Annotated in this window: 19 protein-coding genes; 16 read left to right on the top strand and 3 right to left on the bottom strand. The window is 46.6% G+C overall.

Annotated elements, in window-relative coordinates; translation table 11 throughout:
- Window positions 1–197: 197 nt before the first annotated feature.
- The 4 genes from PMI05_RS08875 (at window position 198) to PMI05_RS08890 (ending at window position 2,470) form a co-directional block, all read left to right on the top strand.
- On the top strand, window positions 198–479 hold the full coding sequence (locus tag PMI05_RS08875; protein ID WP_007720168.1) for a DUF3343 domain-containing protein: 282 nt from the start codon (window positions 198–200) through the stop codon (window positions 477–479).
- Complete coding sequence (locus tag PMI05_RS08880; RefSeq protein WP_007720170.1) at window positions 476–1,351, top strand: mechanosensitive ion channel family protein; 876 nt, start codon at window positions 476–478, stop codon at window positions 1,349–1,351. The genes PMI05_RS08875 and PMI05_RS08880 overlap by 4 nt, the downstream gene beginning before the upstream one ends.
- Before the next feature lie 15 nt (window positions 1,352–1,366).
- Entirely contained in the window at window positions 1,367–1,576 is a 210-nt protein-coding gene (locus PMI05_RS08885; protein WP_007720174.1) for a DUF951 domain-containing protein, read from the top strand.
- Window positions 1,577–1,690: 114 nt separating this feature from the next.
- A complete protein-coding gene (locus PMI05_RS08890; RefSeq protein ID WP_007720178.1) occupies window positions 1,691–2,470 on the top strand; it encodes an Ig-like domain-containing protein in 780 nt (259 codons plus the stop codon).
- Between the two features lie 220 nt (window positions 2,471–2,690).
- On the opposite strand, the gene PMI05_RS29900 is transcribed toward PMI05_RS08890, so the two are convergent.
- Window positions 2,691–2,777, bottom strand: a complete 87-nt coding sequence (locus PMI05_RS29900) for a YjcZ family sporulation protein (protein ID WP_017246824.1) — start codon at window positions 2,775–2,777, stop codon at window positions 2,691–2,693.
- A 356-nt stretch (window positions 2,778–3,133) separates the two neighbouring features.
- Here PMI05_RS29900 and pepF point away from each other — a divergent pair, with 356 nt between their 5' ends.
- Window positions 3,134–5,044: an oligoendopeptidase F gene (pepF, locus tag PMI05_RS08905; RefSeq protein ID WP_007720180.1), complete on the top strand. Its 1,911-nt coding sequence runs from the start codon at window positions 3,134–3,136 to the stop codon at window positions 5,042–5,044.
- 66 nt (window positions 5,045–5,110) lie between these two features.
- On the opposite strand, the gene PMI05_RS08910 is transcribed toward pepF, so the two are convergent.
- Window positions 5,111–5,734, bottom strand: a complete 624-nt coding sequence (locus tag PMI05_RS08910) for an NAD(P)-dependent oxidoreductase (RefSeq protein ID WP_007720181.1) — start codon at window positions 5,732–5,734, stop codon at window positions 5,111–5,113.
- Between the two features lie 212 nt (window positions 5,735–5,946).
- On the opposite strand from PMI05_RS08910, the gene ychF reads away from it, so the two are divergent.
- From ychF to PMI05_RS08960, 10 genes are all read left to right on the top strand, one after another.
- A complete protein-coding gene (gene ychF, locus PMI05_RS08915; RefSeq protein WP_007720182.1) occupies window positions 5,947–7,047 on the top strand; it encodes a redox-regulated ATPase YchF in 1,101 nt (366 codons plus the stop codon).
- A 143-nt stretch (window positions 7,048–7,190) separates the two neighbouring features.
- Window positions 7,191–7,478 (top strand): 30S ribosomal protein S6, encoded by a 288-nt coding sequence (gene rpsF / locus PMI05_RS08920; RefSeq protein WP_007720183.1) that lies wholly within the window; start codon window positions 7,191–7,193, stop codon window positions 7,476–7,478.
- A 29-nt stretch (window positions 7,479–7,507) separates the two neighbouring features.
- Window positions 7,508–7,987 (top strand): single-stranded DNA-binding protein, encoded by a 480-nt coding sequence (locus PMI05_RS08925; RefSeq protein WP_007720185.1) that lies wholly within the window; start codon window positions 7,508–7,510, stop codon window positions 7,985–7,987.
- 40 nt (window positions 7,988–8,027) lie between these two features.
- Window positions 8,028–8,258 carry a 30S ribosomal protein S18 gene (rpsR, locus tag PMI05_RS08930; RefSeq protein ID WP_007720187.1) on the top strand — a complete coding sequence of 77 codons (231 nt, stop codon included), beginning with the start codon at window positions 8,028–8,030 and terminating at the stop codon, window positions 8,256–8,258.
- A 101-nt stretch (window positions 8,259–8,359) separates the two neighbouring features.
- Window positions 8,360–9,268: a DUF2232 domain-containing protein gene (locus tag PMI05_RS08935; protein ID WP_007720188.1), complete on the top strand. Its 909-nt coding sequence runs from the start codon at window positions 8,360–8,362 to the stop codon at window positions 9,266–9,268.
- A gap of 4 nt (window positions 9,269–9,272) precedes the next feature.
- Entirely contained in the window at window positions 9,273–11,210 is a 1,938-nt protein-coding gene (locus PMI05_RS08940) for a DHH family phosphoesterase (RefSeq protein ID WP_007720189.1), read from the top strand.
- A gap of 26 nt (window positions 11,211–11,236) precedes the next feature.
- Entirely contained in the window at window positions 11,237–11,680 is a 444-nt protein-coding gene (gene rplI / locus PMI05_RS08945; protein ID WP_007720193.1) for a 50S ribosomal protein L9, read from the top strand.
- 24 nt (window positions 11,681–11,704) lie between these two features.
- Window positions 11,705–13,054: a replicative DNA helicase gene (gene dnaB, locus PMI05_RS08950; protein WP_007720194.1), complete on the top strand. Its 1,350-nt coding sequence runs from the start codon at window positions 11,705–11,707 to the stop codon at window positions 13,052–13,054.
- Window positions 13,055–13,235: 181 nt separating this feature from the next.
- Window positions 13,236–14,522, top strand: a complete 1,287-nt coding sequence (locus tag PMI05_RS08955; protein WP_007720196.1) for an adenylosuccinate synthase — start codon at window positions 13,236–13,238, stop codon at window positions 14,520–14,522.
- Between the two features lie 133 nt (window positions 14,523–14,655).
- Window positions 14,656–14,871 (top strand): hypothetical protein, encoded by a 216-nt coding sequence (locus tag PMI05_RS08960; protein ID WP_007720197.1) that lies wholly within the window; start codon window positions 14,656–14,658, stop codon window positions 14,869–14,871.
- Window positions 14,872–14,939: 68 nt separating this feature from the next.
- Here the strand turns inward: PMI05_RS08960 and PMI05_RS08965 are convergent, their stop codons facing one another.
- Complete coding sequence (locus PMI05_RS08965; RefSeq protein ID WP_052006419.1) at window positions 14,940–15,395, bottom strand: hypothetical protein; 456 nt, start codon at window positions 15,393–15,395, stop codon at window positions 14,940–14,942.
- 173 nt (window positions 15,396–15,568) lie between these two features.
- On the opposite strand from PMI05_RS08965, the gene PMI05_RS08970 reads away from it, so the two are divergent.
- On the top strand, window positions 15,569–17,065 hold the full coding sequence (locus PMI05_RS08970; protein WP_007720202.1) for a peptidoglycan DD-metalloendopeptidase family protein: 1,497 nt from the start codon (window positions 15,569–15,571) through the stop codon (window positions 17,063–17,065).
- Window positions 17,066–17,114 lie beyond the last annotated feature (49 nt).

Below are 17,114 nucleotides of genomic sequence, written 5' to 3' on the forward strand. Positions count from 1 at the left end.
CCGACTTGGCTTAAACCAACCTGTAAAAGGTTATATAAAAGTATTCACAGTATCGTACCTATATGACATTTTTATACCTGCTAATGGGAAAGTTACGTAGGTTTTGAAAACTCAGCGAGGCTGGCATGCATGAAAACGAACAGGTAAAATAAGAGGAGCCTATGGTAGTTTGTGTGAAAAAGATGAGGGGGAGTGAAATGGGAGGAGAGACGGTGCTGATCGCGTTTGATTCCACGCAGCAAGCCTTGCGGGCAGAAATGCTGCTGGAGTACGAAGATATTGAGATCGATACAAGACCAACGCCAAAAGAAATAACGGCAGGCTGTGCACTTTCCATTGAGTTCCCACTGTCGGATTACTCACGAGCGAAAACAATCATGATGGAACAACAAGTGGTAATACGAGGATACTTCCGTCAGTTTTTTGGCCAGTATAGCGAGGTCGACGAAAACGGGGAGCAGAAGGAGCGGGAGGAATGAAGCAAGCTGGTTTTTTTGAGAGAATTTATGCCCAAGTATATGCGTATGTGGCAGATGCAGATATGTGGGTAAATATAGGGATGGCTGTACTGAAAATCGTAGCGATCATCCTGCTATCTCGAATTGTCGTTTCCGTTGTGCAATCAGGCGTAAATAAAGTGTTCCAGCACCGCCATGGAAGCAAGATTCAAATGGATCAACGCCGAGTGGACACGATGCGGGTGCTCGTCAACAATGTCGTTCAGTACAGCATTTACTTTTTGGCGATTCTCATGATCTTGCAGCTGTTGGGCATTGATTTGCGCCCTGTTTTGGTAAGCGCAGGGGTACTGGGGCTGGCAGTTGGTTTTGGGGCGCAGAGTCTCGTTCGTGATATCATTACGGGATTCTTCATTATTTTTGAGGACCAATTTGCTGTCGGAGACGTCGTAACGATCAACAATTTGACGGGCACGGTACAGGAGATTGGTCTGCGCATTACAAAGGTGCGAAGCTGGACGGGTGAGGTACACATCTTTCCAAACGGCACGATTAATCAAGTAACGAACTTTTCTTTGCAAAATACGTTAGCGGTTGTCGACGTATCTGTAGCGTATGAAGAAGATCTGAACCAAGTTGAGTCTGTGCTCAAAGAAGTATTGGCATCGGCTCAAACAGAATTGACGGATATCGTAGCTGAGCCACAGATTTTGGGAGTGCACGCACTGGGACCTTCCGAAGTCATCATTCGGGTTACGGCTGAGTGCAAGCCGAACACGCATCACGGGGTCAATCGAAATTTGCGTGCGAAAATCAGAACGGAATTAACCAACCGAGGCATTCAAATTCCGTATCCAAAAATCGTCGCGGTGTCTGGAAAGGGAACAGTGTAGAGAGGAGAAAGAGAAATGGAACGCAAGCAATTTGGGCTGGGGGATGTCGTACAGATGAAAAAGCCACATCCATGTGGCACGAATGCGTGGAAGGTCATACGCATGGGCATGGATGTGCGAATCAAATGTACGGGTTGCGATCATAGTGTGATGATTGGACGACTAGAATTTGAACGCAAGCTGAAAAAGATACTGATTCGCGCGGAGGAAGAACCGCAAGCATAGACCATATTTCTTTGATCAACCCATCTGTCTTTTTCTACAATGCCTGTAAACGATGAAGCGACGCGCTTATATGCTTCAGGGATCGACTTTGTCGTTTTAGACGGGAGGGGTTCGATGATAAAGATGAGTGTTCGGTGGTTGCAATGGGTAGTAGTGCTTGCGATTTTCCTACTTCCATCACAGGGAGTGTGGGCAAAGTCGGCAAACGAATGGGGAGTGAGAATAACCCCGGCTGACAAATCGGCGGAAATAGACCCGGATCAAATCATTAGACTGACATTTTCAGGGCCGGTTTCGTTAAAAAATGGGCAAGAGCTCTCCGATAAGTCTGGTTTCTCGATCATTTCGCTCACGGATTCGAAAAAAAAGAAAGTTCGTTTTACGGCAAAATGGAACAAAACAGATCGAAGCATGACGATTGATCCAGTAGGAAATCTGGAAGCAGGGGCGTCTTATCGAGTAAGCTTGCTGGCCAAAAAAGTGAAGGATCAGCGAGGCAATTTGAATCCAGAGCTGACCAGCTCATTTCAAACGAAAAAACCTGTGGATAATATCGCTCCACAAACAGTCATATTGCCGGGTCACGGAGCTAAAAATGTAAAGCTCCAGGATAAAGTGACACTCCAGTTTGCAGAAGAGATTGCTTTGGTTGGTGGTGGAGCCCTCTCCAGCAAAACGGCCGGGCCATTAGTTCGTGTGACGGATGAAAAAGGGGATATCGTTCCGCATACGATTACGTGGAACAAAAGCAAGCGGATGTTGTCTGTGAAGCCAAAAGGAAAATGGCAGCCATATACGAGATATCAGGTAAGTCTCATTGCGGGTTTAGTTAAGGACACAGCAGGTAATGTAAATCAAGCGCAGTGGATAACTTTTCAGACTGGGTCGAAATAGTCCAAGTATGTGGGTAAAAAAAAAAGGATGCAGCCAATAGAGGCGCATCCTTTTTCCTTTTGTACGATCCAATGTATCTCCCGGTGATGGTACTTAGGTTATGACTGATCATTATCCCTAGGCTGCATTGCCTTGGCTATGATCTATGTGGAATTGGAGAAGGTAAGGCTGCTGAGGATGCAAGCTTACCTTCAGATAGGCTGGATGGCAGCGGAGTAGGTTAGTCGCAGTCGCAACCTACGATAACGAGAAGGATGAACAGAACCAAGATCAGCGCGAAATCGTCGAAGCCGTTAAAGATACCCACTTGCTAACACCTCCTACCGTAGTTTCAATACTCATGCTATGTAGGAACCCACAACGAGGTATAGGCGGATGCCCCAGTTCCAAGAAAATAAGTTATACACAGCATATCCACAGAAAATGTGGACAACTTTTTACGAAGAAAAGGAGTGTCTGCAAACGCTGTGGGGAATAAAAAGTTGTCAGCAAATACTTATCCACAGACTTATCCACAAAAGGCGATTTTCTCTGGATAAATTGACGGTTGTTATTGAATATTTGAAAAATTTTTATTAGTAAGAAGGAATTTGGCAGGTGAAAATATAATTACACACTTATAATTTTGGCAAAAATAGATAGAAGAAAAGGGGCGATTGAGATTTGAAGAAGCAAGTATTTGCATCAGTTACGGCTTTGGCCATTGCATTGTCGACAGTATCCGTACCATTCATTCCTTACAGCACGCAGGCGGTAGCTCTTGCTGCCGAAAAGCCTTCTTATCAAACTCGCACTGAGATCCCAGATGCGTACAAGTGGAAGCTGGATCATATTTATCCGACTGTTAAGGAATGGGAAAAGGATGTTGCTAAAGTTGAATCTTTGGCAAACGCTTTCACAAAGCACCAAGGCAAGTTGGGTACATCTTCTGCTGCGATGCAGGCGGCATTCGATGACTATGTTGAATTGATGCGCTTAAATGACAAAGCATACGTGTACGCAAATATGTCTCTCGATGTAAACTCCGCGAATCCTGATCTGCAAAAGCTGGGAGACCGCGCTGAGAAAATGTACACGCTTGTCACAGAAAAAACCTCGTGGGTACAGCCTGAAATCGTTGCGATTTCCGATGACAAAATAAAGAGCTTGCTGTCCGAAAAGGAGCTAGAGCCTTACAAGCTGTTTATCGAAGACATGCTGAGAACGAAGCCGTATGCACTCTCTGCGGAAATGGAGCAGCTCTTGGCGAAATCGTCTCCGTTGGGCGGTGCACCGACTAACATTTACAGCATGCTGTCCAAAGACGTGAGGTTCCCTAAAATCAAAGATGAGACAGGCAAGGAAGTTCAGTTGACGCGTGCTAATTTCATTTCCTATTTGGAAAGCAAGGATCAAAATGTGCGCAGAGAAGCGTTCAAGGCGTACTATAGTGCACTGATCAATTTCCAAGACTCGTTTGCATCGACGTTGGCTGCCAAAGTAAAGGGCGATAATTTCTACGCAGCTGTACGCAATTACGATTCTGCGCTGGAAGCAAGCCTGACACCGAACAACGTACCGACGAAGGTATATGATGAGCTGATTGATACGGTGAATGACAATCTGCCATTGCTGCATCGCTACATTTCTTTGAAAAAGAAAATGCTTGGCGTGAAGGAATTGCACATGTACGACATTTACGTGCCGATCGTTCCGTCTGATGACAAATATATTTCCTTCGACGAAGGAAAGAAAATCGTCGTTGATGGGTTACAGGTAATGGGTGATGACTATGTGAAGGCAATGTCTGACGGCCTGGATGGCGGTTGGGCAGATGTATATTCCACCGATGACAAGCGTACGGGTGCTTACCAATGGGGTGCTTATGATACACATCCATACGTTCTGTTGAATCACCAAGGTACGCTCGATGATGTGTATACCATCGCCCATGAGATGGGACATGCTATGCAGTCGTATTACACGAATAAAAACCAGCCGTACATTTCGTCTAACTACCCAATTTTCACAGCAGAAGTAGCTTCTACCATGAATGAAACCCTGCTGTTCAAGAGCATGTACGCAAAGGCGAAGACGAAAGAAGAGAAGATGTATCTCTTGAATCACTATCTGGAAAACTTCCGTTCCACGCTGTTCCGTCAGACGCAGTTCGCGGAGTTTGAGAGAGCGATTCACGAGAAGGAGCAAGCTGGGGAATCTCTGAATGCGGAAGCGATCAAGAAGATCTACCTCGACATCAATAAAAAGTACTACGGAAAAGACATGGTTTCCGATGAGGAAATCGGGATGGAATGGGCACGTGTAAGCCATTTCTACAACTATAAATACTATGTCTATCAATACTCGACGAGCTTTGCTGCTGCACAAGCATTAGCGAAGCAAATCATGGATGAAGGTCAGCCAGCAGTGGATCGAGTTCGCAAAAACTTCCTCGAAGCGGGTAACTCTGCTCCGCCTATCGAGGTGCTGAAAGCAGCAGGTGTGGACATGTCCACGTCCCAGCCAATCGAGCAAGCAATGGAAATCTTTGAAGAGACATTGAATGAGCTGGAAAAGCTGGTAAACGAGAAGTAAAGACACGCCAGAAGCAAAACAGGCTCCCTTCCATTACGGATAGGAGCCTGTTTTTTTCAGTATGTATCAATAAGCAATGCCAACTCGTGCTCGTATGTATTCGGAAGTAGAAAGCTGCTGATACGTAAACTCCGCCGTATCGGGAACGGAAATTTGCATCCCTTCTACAGGCAACTGGTGAGCCTCGACCCGGTAAGTGCCTGTATACTCACCATCAGGCAAATAAGTCGGACATACAATGGTCCAATCGAGCTCGGACTGTTCCAAGAGCGAGTATGCCTTGTGATGTTCCTCGGCAGCACGCGTCAATTTTTGTCTGGACTCACTGGATTGATAGCGGAGCAGGTCAGGAGAAACTCTGCTTTGCAAGATGCCGGCGGTGCCCACCGTAATAATGCGTGAAACGCCTTCTCGCTTCATTGCTTCAATAATATGGGGTGTTCCCTCGGATAACGTCGTTGCCTTGTCTGTCCCGAGTGCGCTAATGACCGCGTCAACTCCACCCATGGCGGATGCAACATGCTTTTGATCGAGAACATTTCCTGTCAGGACACGGACATTTTCATCAGTCAGATGAGGGAGCTTGTCTGCTGAGCGAACGAGAATGGTTATTTCATGACCATCTTTTAATGCATAGTCGAGGATATGGCGTCCTACACGACCAGTGGCACCGAGAAGTAAGAGCTTCATTTTTGTAGTCACCTCATTACCTTTCCTTTTACCGTAGCAAATAGATTCTGTTTGTCTAGTCTAGCATTTCTTTTTTTGTCCCACCAGATGAAGCTATGATGAGCACAGGAGGAGAAAGTAAAAAAAGCTTCCACAAGGAGACAATTGTAATCTGAAAACCAAATCTATATACTTAAAAGGATATCAGGATGATGATAAGGGAGTGTATATAGATGGGTGCATCATGCGGGATTGTAGGTCTTCCTAACGTAGGAAAATCGACATTGTTTAATGCCATTACACAAGCGGGCGCTGAATCGGCTAACTACCCCTTCTGTACGATTGACCCGAACGTAGGGATCGTAGAGGTGCCAGACGAGCGTCTGGAAAAGCTGACAAAAATCGTTGTACCGAACAAGGTAGTTCCGACAGCGTTTGAGTTTGTGGACATTGCTGGCTTGGTAAAAGGCGCGAGCAGAGGCGAAGGACTTGGCAACCAGTTCCTTGGACACATCCGTGAAGTGGACGCGATTGCACATGTTGTACGTTGCTTTGAAGATGAGAACATCACGCACGTAGCAGGTCGTGTCGATCCTTTGAGCGATATCGAGACAATCAACCTGGAGCTGATTTTTGCTGACCTGGACTCTGTTGATCGTCGTATTGACCGCATTGCACGCAAAGTGAAATCCGGCGACAAGGAATCCAAGCAAGAGCTGGACGTGCTGGAGAAATTGAAAGCAGCATTTGAAGAGGGTCAATCTGCTCGCAGTGTTGAACTCGATGACGAAGAGCGCAAATGGATTCGCGATTTGCATCTGCTGACAATCAAGCCAATGCTGTACGTGTGCAACGTAGCAGAAGACGGCATTAACGATGCAGACAGCAACCCGCATGTGCAGACGGTTCGTGAGCATGCGGCGAGTGAAGGCGCAGAAGTGGTTGTTATCAGCGCCAAGGTTGAAGCAGAAATCGCTGAGCTAGAAGGCGAAGACAAAGAAATGTTCTTGGAAGAGCTGGGACTTACTGAATCTGGTCTCGATCGATTGATTCGTGCAGCTTACAAACTGTTGGGATTAGTAACTTATTTCACTGCAGGTGTACAAGAAGTACGCGCTTGGACCATCCGTCAGGGTACAAAAGCTCCAGGAGCAGCAGGCGTGATTCATACTGATTTCGAGCGCGGATTCATTCGTGCCGAAGTGATTGCTTATGATCATCTGGTAGATGCTGGTTCTGTAGCAGTAGCCAGAGAACGTGGGAAGTACCGTCTTGAAGGGAAAGAGTACGTAGTGGCAGATGGAGATGTTATGCATTTCCGCTTCAATGTTTAGTACGAAATTCTTGATTCGAGCTAGGCGGTTTGCTATAATACGATAATGCGAGTATTTATGGAGTGCATGTTTTGTGCGTTTCGTTTTAGCACTCGCTCCTTGCCCGAATAGGGCCGCTAAAGTCCATAAGGAGGTGAAAAGGTATGCGCCAATACGAAGTAATGTATGTATTGCGTCCAGACCTTGAAGAAGAGAAAGTAAAATCCAATGTAGCTCGTTACAGCGATGTTGTAACTAACTATGGTGGCGAAATCTCTAAGCTTCAAGAAATGGGTAAACGTCGTCTTGCGTACGAGATCAACAAGTTCCGTGAAGGTTACTACGTTTTGATGAACTTCAAAGCGAACTCCGATGCTGTTGCGGAAGCTGAGCGTCTGATGAAAATCAATGACGACGTAATCCGCTTTATGTTTGTTCGTGATGAGAAGTAATCATTGTCGCGATCAGAGGGGGAACCAAGATGAATAAAGTCATTCTCATCGGCAACCTGACGAAAGATCCTGAACTTCGCTACACGCCAAATGGCGTTGCCGTTGCTACTTTTACTGTGGCCGTTAATCGTCCCCGCACCAATCAAGCGGGAGAGAAAGAAACGGACTTCATTAACATTGTCGCTTGGCAAAAACTTGCCGACCTGTGCGCAAGCTATTTGCGTAAAGGTAGACAAGCAGCCATCGAAGGACGTATGCAAACACGTTCCTATGATAATAAAGAAGGTAAAAAGGTATACGTGACGGAAGTCGTTGCGGAGAACGTTCAATTTTTGGGCGGTCGAGGCAATGAATCTGGCGGAGACAATTCAGGATACGATCCAGGACCAGGCATGGGTGGCGGTAACAAACCATCCGGTCAACGAAATAATGACTATGATCCGTTTGGTGATCCTTTCGCGAGTGCAGGCAAGCCGATCAACATTTCAGATGATGACTTGCCGTTCTAGTATCGTATAACTTTCACATTCCTAAGAGGGAGGGACTATCATGGCACGCAAAGGACGTCCTAATAAGCGTCGTAAAGTATGCTTCTTTAAAGTGAACAAAATCAAGCACATCGATTATAAAGATATTGATTTGCTGAAAAAGTTCATCAGCGAACGCGGCAAAATCTTGCCACGTCGTGTAACTGGTACTTCTGCGAAGTATCAACGTGCACTGACAATCGCGATCAAGCGATCCCGTCAAGTAGCACTGTTGCCTTACACTGCTGAATAAGTTGCAAAAGCTATAAAAAGGGGGGCACAATTGCGTGGCCCTCTTTTTTCCATAGTTTTCTATGGAGAGTGTACATGAGACATGAATAATGAGGTGCTGACATGCCGTCCAAAACGAAACACTTGGCTGAAAATGCCCTTATGCTGGGTATCGCACTGGTGCTGCTGTTTCTCGGTACATATACCATACTGGGAGGACTCGTCAGTTTCCTGATACCTCTGCCTTTTATCCTTTTGGCAGTAAATCGAACAGTACCTAACATGGTTTGGATCTCCCTTGCCTTTACGTTTCTGGGCTGGATCGTTACTGGTCCGTTTGCGGCAACACTTGCTTTTTCGAGTGCGGTTTGGGGCTCAGCCATGGGGATTTTTTATGCGAAAAAAGGAGCGGCTCTTCCGGCGATTGTGGCGGGGGCAGGCGTTGCCTTTTTGAGTGTCGTTTCCATGCTGGCATTCGCGGCATTCGGAATGAACGTTGATTTTAATGCCATCGTGCAAGAAGTTGCTAAGATGCGTCCAGCAATGATGCCAAAAGAGCAGTTTGATCAGCTCCTTGAACTGGGTAAAATCGTCTTGCCTACGAGTCTTATCATGTTCAGCTTTTTATCGACCGCCATTATTCATGGATTGGCGAGTCTGATTGGGCGACGTCTGCGCAGACCGATTCCAGCATTGAAGCCAATTCGGGAATGGAGCTTCCCGCGATCATTGATTTATTACTACTTCATTGCGATGATCAGTCTTTTGTTGTTTGCTGAAAGCATGCAGGGCACGTTTTGGGAAATCGCCTTGATGAACCTGAAAGTCATGCTGGATGTTATTTTTGTTTTGCAGGGCTTGAGTTTTTGTCTATTTGCTGCCTATTTGTATGGCTGGAAGAGATTGACTCCTGTGCTCGTTGTCTGTCTATTTATTTTTCCACCCCTAAGTACTATACTTAGTCTAGTAGGGATATTTGACCTAGGAATTCGTTTGCGTGAAAAACTGGAAACAAGAGTGAAGAGGGGCTGAGGAAATGCCCAAGTTCCTGTTAAAGCGTTGGTACGGGATGCACATGGTCCTGGCACTCAGCTTTAGCTTGCTGTTGTTGGGGATTTTGACCTTGTTCCATTGGATGTACGGGGCGATCGGCATGATTTGCCTGATTGGCTTGGTTCTTTACGCTCTTCAAGCAGAAAAGGGGTTCCAACGAGACTTGCGCCTGTATTTGGCGACGGTCACCCATCGCGTGAAGAAGGCGGGAGAAGGCGTTATCCAGGAACTGCCGATCGGAATTCTTTTATACAACGAGGAAAAGGCAATTGAGTGGGTAAACCCGTATATGACGCATATGTCCGGGGATGAATCCATGATCGGGAAAAGCCTCCAAGAGGTATTCCCCCAACTGGTTTGGAAGCCGGAGCAAAAACGGCTGGAGTTTACTTATAACGAGCGGGTATACGAGGTCATTGTGCGGTCCGATGAGCGCCTTTTGTATTTCAAGGACATTACGGACTTCAAAGAATTGACGACTCGTTACCATCGAGAAAAGGCTGCACTTGCCATCATTCACCTCGACAATTTGGACGAGGTCGGACAAGTCATGGATGATCAGAGCCGTACGCTGCTCTCTACAAGCGTGGCTGGTGTGATTACAGAGTGGGCCAACAAACATGGCATATATCTTCGCCGAATCACGGCCGACAAGTTTTTGGCTCTGATGGAACGGGAAGCACTTGATAAATTGGAAGAATCGCGATTTGACATTCTCGATGTAGTACGGGAGATGACGGCTGACAACAAAATTCCGATTACGCTGAGTATCGGGGTTGGAGCGGCCGCTACCACTTACATTGAGCTGGGACAAATGGCGCAATCAAGCTTGGATATCGCATTGGGGCGCGGTGGCGACCAGTGCGCTGTCAAGATTGGCAACAAGCTCACTTTCTACGGTGGGAAATCGAATGCGGTGGAAAAGCGGACACGTGTCCGGGCTCGTGTTATTGCACATGCTTTGCGTGATCTCATTCATGAGGCGGAGCACGTCATCGTCATGGGGCATAAACAGCCTGACATGGATTCCATTGGGGCATCACTTGGTGTATTGAAGGCTGTGCAGCTGCACAACAAAACGGCTTATATCGTCATGGACGAGGGCAATCATTCTGTCGAGCGTCTGATGAAAGAGATTTATGCCAATGAAGAGTTGGCTGAGACCTTTATCACGCCAGAACAGGCGATCCGACTCATCTCCGGCCGCACGTTGCTGGTAGTCGTCGATACACATCGACCATCGCTGGTGATTGAGCCGAAGCTGTTGACGGAAACAAGCCGAATTGTGGTGATCGACCACCATCGACGTTCGGAGGAGTTCATTGAGCCAGTACTCTTGTATCTGGAACCATATGCTTCTTCGACGGCGGAGCTTGTCACGGAGCTCTTGCAATACCAGAGCGAGCGATTGAATATCGACAATCTGATTGCAACGGCACTGTTAGCAGGGATTGTGGTGGATACCAAAAGCTTTGCCTTCCGCACAGGTTCACGTACCTTTGAAGCAGCGTCGTTCCTTCGTCGTAACGGGGCTGATACCGCGGCTGTCCAGCGTCTGTTGAAGGAAGATCTGGGGCAGTATGTGAAGCGGGCAAAAATCATCATGAATACGGAAACGTACCGTGACAACATGGCGATTGCCATAGGCGATCCGTCTGAGGATTACACGCAGGTACAGGTGGCGCAAGCTGCTGAGCAGCTACTCACTTTGTCAGGAATCCAGGCGTCGTTTGTTGTTGCAGAGCGATCCGACGATACGATCTTGATCAGTGGACGTTCTCTGGGCGACATCAATGTTCAGTCCATTATGGAACTGCTGGGTGGAGGCGGTCACCTCACTGGTGCTGCGACACAAATTCAAGGCATATCAATTAAAGAAGCTACACGTCGTTTGAAAGAAGCGATTGACTCGGTCGTATAGGCCAAAATATAAAGGGGGAAACGATGATGAAAGTCATTTTTCTTCAAGATGTAAAAGGCCAAGGGAAAAAAGGCGAAGTTAAGGATTTGTCAGAGGGCTATGTACGCAACTTCTTGTTGCCAAAGAAGCTGGTAAAAGAAGCGACAGATAGCAACGTGAAAACGCTCGACGCTCAAAAGCGCAGCGAAGATAAGCGCAAGGAGCAAGAAAAGCTGGATGCTCAGGAGCTGGGTAAAAAGCTGGAAGAGCTGACAGTGAAAGTAGCAGGAAAAGCAGGCGAAGGTGGTCGCTTGTTTGGGGCAATTTCCAGCAAACAAGTAGCGCAAGCGCTGGAAGATCAGTTTAAAATCAAAGTAGACAAGCGTAAGCTCGAAATGGATGCAATCCGTGCTTTGGGCGTGACGCAAATCAAAGTAAAACTGCACAACGAAGTAACCGTGACTCTGAAAGTACACGTTGTAGAAGAATAATGTCTCAATTGTGGGGGGTGTGACGTGAGCGACCTGTTTTTGGATCGTGTGCCGCCACAGAACAAGGAAGCGGAACAATCGGTACTGGGTGCCGTGTTCTTGTCTAAGGAAGCTTTAATCACGGCCATTGAGATTCTCCGTCCGGAGGATTTTTACAAGACAGCGCATCAGCGCATCTTTCAAACGATGGTGGACCTGTATGAAAAAGGCGAACCTGTCGATCTGGTTACGGTTACAGCGGATCTACAGGATCACAAGCTGCTGGATGAAGTCGGCGGGGTTACGTATATCACGGAAATCGCCAGCTCAGTTCCAACGGCTGCCAACATCGAATACTACGCAAAAATTGTAGAAGAGAAATCGCTGCTACGGCGATTGATTCATACAGCTACCAAGATTGCCAATGACGGATACTCCCGTGAGGATGATGTCACGCAGATCATCGCGGATGCAGAGAAGTACATCATGGAGATCGGTCAAAACCGCAACAGTGGTGGTTTTACACCGATTCGTGATGCCCTTCTGGAAACATACGAGCGGATTGAGTTTTTGAGTCAGCGACGCGGTGATATTACGGGGATTTCTACGGGATATACAGATTTGGACAAGATGACAGCAGGATTGCAGCGCAGTGACCTGATTATCTTGGCAGCTCGTCCTTCCGTAGGGAAAACGGCTTTTGCCTTGAATCTCGCGCAAAACGTAGCGGCCCGTGCAGGTGAGACTGTAGCCATCTTCTCCTTGGAGATGGGTGCTCCTCAGCTGGTACAGCGTATGATTTGTGCGGAGGGCAATCTGGATGCGTCCCGGATGCGTTCAGGGTCACTGGAGGAAGATGATTGGCAAAAGCTGACGATGGCAATCGGTACGCTGGCGAAAGCGCCGATTTACATCGACGATTCACCTGGGGTTACTGTACAGGACATCCGGGCGAAATGCCGTCGCCTTCAAACAGAGAAGGGCTTGGGCTTGATCCTGATCGATTACCTTCAGCTGATTCATGGACGAGGCAAAGGAGATAACCGTCAGCAGGAAGTATCTGAGATCTCTCGTACGCTGAAAGGGATCGCGCGTGAGCTGAACGTGCCGGTTATCGCCCTGTCGCAGTTGAGCCGTGGTGTAGAGCAACGGCAGGACAAGCGACCGATGATGTCCGATATCCGTGAATCGGGATCGATTGAGCAGGACGCCGATATCGTTGCCTTCTTGTACCGTGATGACTACTATGACAAGGAATCAGAAAGCAAGAATGTCATCGAAGTCATTATCGCCAAACAGCGTAACGGCCCGACCGGAACGGTGGAGTTGGCGTTCCTGAAAGAATTCAACAAATTCGTTAACTTGGATCATCGCTTTCGAAATCAAGCAGGTTAATAGATGGAATGAACGAAAAGCCGGAGAAATTCCGGCTTTTTTTTATATATTGAATTGCCGAACATATTAAGAACTAACTATATGAATGTTCGTATTTAGCGTTGACATGGGGAGTCTCGTTTAGTAAACTTAGATTGTTTCAGGCCCGAAAAGACATGATAATATCAGGAGGTGTTTTTCGATGTCAACAGTCGTTGTCGTCGGAACCCAGTGGGGCGATGAAGGTAAAGGTAAAATTACAGACTATCTAGCTGAAAGTGCAGAGGTAGTGGCTCGTTATCAAGGCGGTAACAACGCAGGCCATACCATTATTTTTGATGGTAACAAGTATAAGCTGCATTTGATTCCATCCGGAATTTTTTATAGTGACAAGACCTGCGTAATCGGAAACGGTATGGTAATCGATCCGAAAGCATTGGTAAAAGAGCTGGATTACATTCACAGCTTCGGTTTTTCTACAAGCAATTTGAAAATCAGTGATCGCGCGCATGTGATTCTGCCGTACCACATCAAGCTGGATGGCGTAGAGGAAGATAGCCGCGGTGCCAACAAAATTGGTACGACCCGTAAAGGTATCGGACCTGCTTACATGGATAAAGCTGCGCGTATCGGTATTCGTATCGCTGATTTGTTGGATCGCGATGAGTTTGCTCGCAAGCTCGAGCGCAACCTGGCAGAGAAGAACTTGCTGCTGGAGAAGCTGTACAACACAACTGGCTTTGAGCTTCAAGAAATTCTGGATGAATACTTGGCTCTGGCAGAAATCATTCGTCCTTACGTAACCGATACATCTGTTGTCCTCAATGATTCCATTGATAGCGGCAACCGCGTATTGTTTGAAGGCGCACAAGGCGTTTTGCTCGATATTGACCAAGGTACTTATCCTTACGTAACGTCCTCCAACCCAATTGCGGGTGGTGTGACTATCGGTTCTGGTGTTGGACCAACTAAGATCCACCAAGTAATCGGGGTTGCAAAAGCTTACACGACGCGTGTAGGTGACGGTCCGTTCCTGACTGAGCTGACTGATGCAACTGGCGACCATATTCGTGAGGTTGGTTTCGAATATGGTACAACAACAGGTCGTCCACGCCGCGTAGGCTGGTTCGACAGTGTTGTCGTTCGTCATGCTCGTCGTGTCAGCGGTATCACCGGTTTGGCGATCACCAAGCTGGATACATTGTCTGGCATTGAGACACTGCGTATTTGCACAGCGTACAAATACAATGGAGAAGTCATCGAGTCGTTCCCGGCGAACCTCAACCTGCTGGCGAAATGCGAACCAGTTTATGAGGAACTGCCAGGTTGGACAGAGGATATCACAGGCATTCGCAATCTGAACGACTTGCCAGAAAACGCTCGTCACTACATTGAGCGCATCACGCAACTGACTGGTATTCCAATGTCGATCTTCTCCGTAGGACCAGATCGTGAACAAACGGTCATTGTTCGTGGCATTTACGGATAAGTTATCGACTATATAATAGAAGAAAGCTGTCGAGCATTCGGCAGCTTTCTTTTTTTTTTGCAAGGGACAGACACGAAACGACACCCTCTGGGCATATGGATAGACATAGGGAGAAATGGAGAGGTGAAAAGTGATGATGGGTTTTGGATTTGACCAAAAGGCCATGAAGCTGCTGGGCAAAAATGTACAGGTAAAGATGATCAATGGCGTCGTCATCAAGGGAACCATGACTCATTTCAACAATGGCTACCTATGCTTTATCACCACATACAAACAACCAAATGACGCCGAGAAAACGAAAATACGCAGACTTGCGTTAAAAGACGTTACCTCGATGCAAGAGGTGTGAGTCACAGATGTCCATAACGAAATAAGCCATCTTTCCTAGTCAGTTAAGGGAAGATGGCTATATTTATTTTAGATCATGCCTCCATACGATCGAATGATCTCAGTCGCAAGATCACCTTGTTCCTCTGGTACCACTGCCGTTAACAAGACACTGCGATTCAAATTGTCATCGCCCCGATCGGCCATGCCGCTGGCGTCTGGATTTACTGCGGCCATGATGCTTGCATCCCTGCCGCTTGGGAAGTCAGCTGCCAGTGTAAGGTTGCCCAAGCTGGAAAAATCTCCGGATATGGGATTCAGAATATGTTCATTCCCGTCACCAGGGAATTGTCCGATTCTGTCGATCTGAATGATGGAAAAACCAGCTTGTCGAAGTGCTTTTTCTGCCTTTTGGGCACCATCTTCGGTGTGAAATCCTGCAAGAATGTTACGTTCCTTCACGTATATCAGCCTCCAGATATGATAAATACTACCAATTGTTTGTACATATAGTGACTCTATGTCTATTTTTTTATTCGACAGCAATTTACACTTGATGTTGTCGTTAATCTTATGGTAAAGTCGACATAGTTGGTTTCTTTAGGCAATTTGGCAGATAAATGGAAACTAAATTATGGGATTTACGACCTAGTCAATAAATTAAAAATTTTCAGGAAATGGAACGAGCAAGTTGTATCTGTTTTCAGGAGGGACAAGTTATGCATTGGTCAGAATGGAAGGCCAAGCTGCAGGAACGGTCATCACGAATCGTTCGGGATTGCAGTGATCTGGCGAAACGTACTATGAAACGTACAAGCTCTTACATCCAGTCGCATAAAAAACAATCGCTTTCAATTGCGGCAGGTTTAGTATTGACGATTGCTGCTGGAGCATCGGCACAATATTATTACACAAGCAATGTCAATTCTGTCTACCATGTCAGTGTGAACGGCAAAGAGATTGGCGTGGTAAATGATCCAAATGTGATACATAACTGGACAGCATCCAAGCTGGAAGAGGAAAAGGCAAAAACAGGCCTCAACTTGCAATTGGCTGACTATATCACATTCAAAGAAGAGCGTGAATTCAAGGCACCGTTCAATAATGATGCCGCTGTGCAAGCTCTGGCATCCGTAGCGGATATCAAGGTTCAGGGCGTTAAGCTGACGATTGACGGCAAAGTGGTAGGTTACCTGCCAGACCAGCAATCGGCTGATCAAGTACTGGCTGAAGTGAAACAAAAATATTCCGGAGTTCCTGCAACGACAGGGAAAAAGGCTGTTGTAGCAGCAGCGTCCACAGTCCCAGTCAAACCAAATCCGGTAAAAGAAGTCGCATTTAAAGAAAATGTAGAGATGCAAACCGAAACAATCGATGCATCTCAAATTTTGTCTGCCGATAAACTCGAGGAGTTGCTGGTAAAAGGCACCTTCAAGGATATGAAGCACACGGTCGTAGAAGGCGATTGCATCGGTTGCATCGCGAAGAAATACGGCATTACATCAAAAGATATTTACGCGAACAACCCAGGTGTTACGGAAAATACCGTCCTTAAATTGGGACAAGAAATCAATGTAACCGCAGTGCGTCCACTGGTTACTGTACAAGTCAAAGAAGAAGTAGATCAGCAAGAGGTTATTGCTTTTAATACCCAAATTAACAATAATGACAAGGTTCCTAAAGGCGAAACGAAGGTCGTACAAGAAGGTAAAAATGGTAGTAAAACAGTTAAGTACGAAGTTGTGAAAGAAAATGGACAAGTAGTTAATCGCAAAGTCATCAAACAAGATGTAACTGTGCAGCCTATAACCAAAATTATGGAGCGCGGTACAAAAGTAATTCCATCGCGCGGGACTGGCCGTTTGAGCTGGCCTGCTAGCGGGTATATCAGCAGTGGCTTCGGCAAACGCTGGGGCAGCATGCACAAAGGAATTGATATTGCCGGTGCTGGTTCTGTCATGGCGGCAGACAATGGACGTGTTACATTCGCTGGTTGGAATGGTGACTATGGAAAATCGGTTATCATCGACCATGGCAATGGAATGAAGACATTGTACGGTCACATGAGCAGCATTAATGCGAAAGTCGGCGATGTTGTTAGCCAAGGAAAGAAAATCGGCGTAAAGGGTTCTACTGGACAATCGACCGGCGTCCACCTGCATTTTGAGGTTCTACAAAATGGACGAAATCAAAACCCGATTCGTTACTTAAAATAGACAAGTAATTTCTGGATAAGAAAGGGCAACTCTTAGGAGGGGCCCTTTT

The sequence above is a fragment of the Brevibacillus sp. BC25 genome (assembly GCF_000282075.1).
Taxonomy (GTDB): Bacteria; Bacillota; Bacilli; order Brevibacillales; family Brevibacillaceae; genus Brevibacillus.

Coding starts and splice junctions, on each gene's coding strand:
- PMI05_RS08890 (WP_007720178.1), top strand. CDS start 1,691: ATGATAAAGATGAGTGTTCGGTGGTTGCAATGGGTAGTAGTGCTTGCG.
- PMI05_RS08960 (WP_007720197.1), top strand. CDS start 14,656: ATGATGGGTTTTGGATTTGACCAAAAGGCCATGAAGCTGCTGGGCAAA.
- PMI05_RS08935 (WP_007720188.1), top strand. CDS start 8,360: ATGCCGTCCAAAACGAAACACTTGGCTGAAAATGCCCTTATGCTGGGT.
- ychF (WP_007720182.1), top strand. CDS start 5,947: ATGGGTGCATCATGCGGGATTGTAGGTCTTCCTAACGTAGGAAAATCG.
- PMI05_RS08940 (WP_007720189.1), top strand. CDS start 9,273: ATGCCCAAGTTCCTGTTAAAGCGTTGGTACGGGATGCACATGGTCCTG.
- PMI05_RS08875 (WP_007720168.1), top strand. CDS start 198: ATGGGAGGAGAGACGGTGCTGATCGCGTTTGATTCCACGCAGCAAGCC.
- PMI05_RS08885 (WP_007720174.1), top strand. CDS start 1,367: ATGGAACGCAAGCAATTTGGGCTGGGGGATGTCGTACAGATGAAAAAG.
- PMI05_RS08970 (WP_007720202.1), top strand. CDS start 15,569: ATGCATTGGTCAGAATGGAAGGCCAAGCTGCAGGAACGGTCATCACGA.
- PMI05_RS08910 (WP_007720181.1), bottom strand. CDS start 5,734: ATGAAGCTCTTACTTCTCGGTGCCACTGGTCGTGTAGGACGCCATATC.
- rplI (WP_007720193.1), top strand. CDS start 11,237: ATGAAAGTCATTTTTCTTCAAGATGTAAAAGGCCAAGGGAAAAAAGGC.
- rpsF (WP_007720183.1), top strand. CDS start 7,191: ATGCGCCAATACGAAGTAATGTATGTATTGCGTCCAGACCTTGAAGAA.
- PMI05_RS08955 (WP_007720196.1), top strand. CDS start 13,236: ATGTCAACAGTCGTTGTCGTCGGAACCCAGTGGGGCGATGAAGGTAAA.
- PMI05_RS08880 (WP_007720170.1), top strand. CDS start 476: ATGAAGCAAGCTGGTTTTTTTGAGAGAATTTATGCCCAAGTATATGCG.
- PMI05_RS08925 (WP_007720185.1), top strand. CDS start 7,508: ATGAATAAAGTCATTCTCATCGGCAACCTGACGAAAGATCCTGAACTT.
- rpsR (WP_007720187.1), top strand. CDS start 8,028: ATGGCACGCAAAGGACGTCCTAATAAGCGTCGTAAAGTATGCTTCTTT.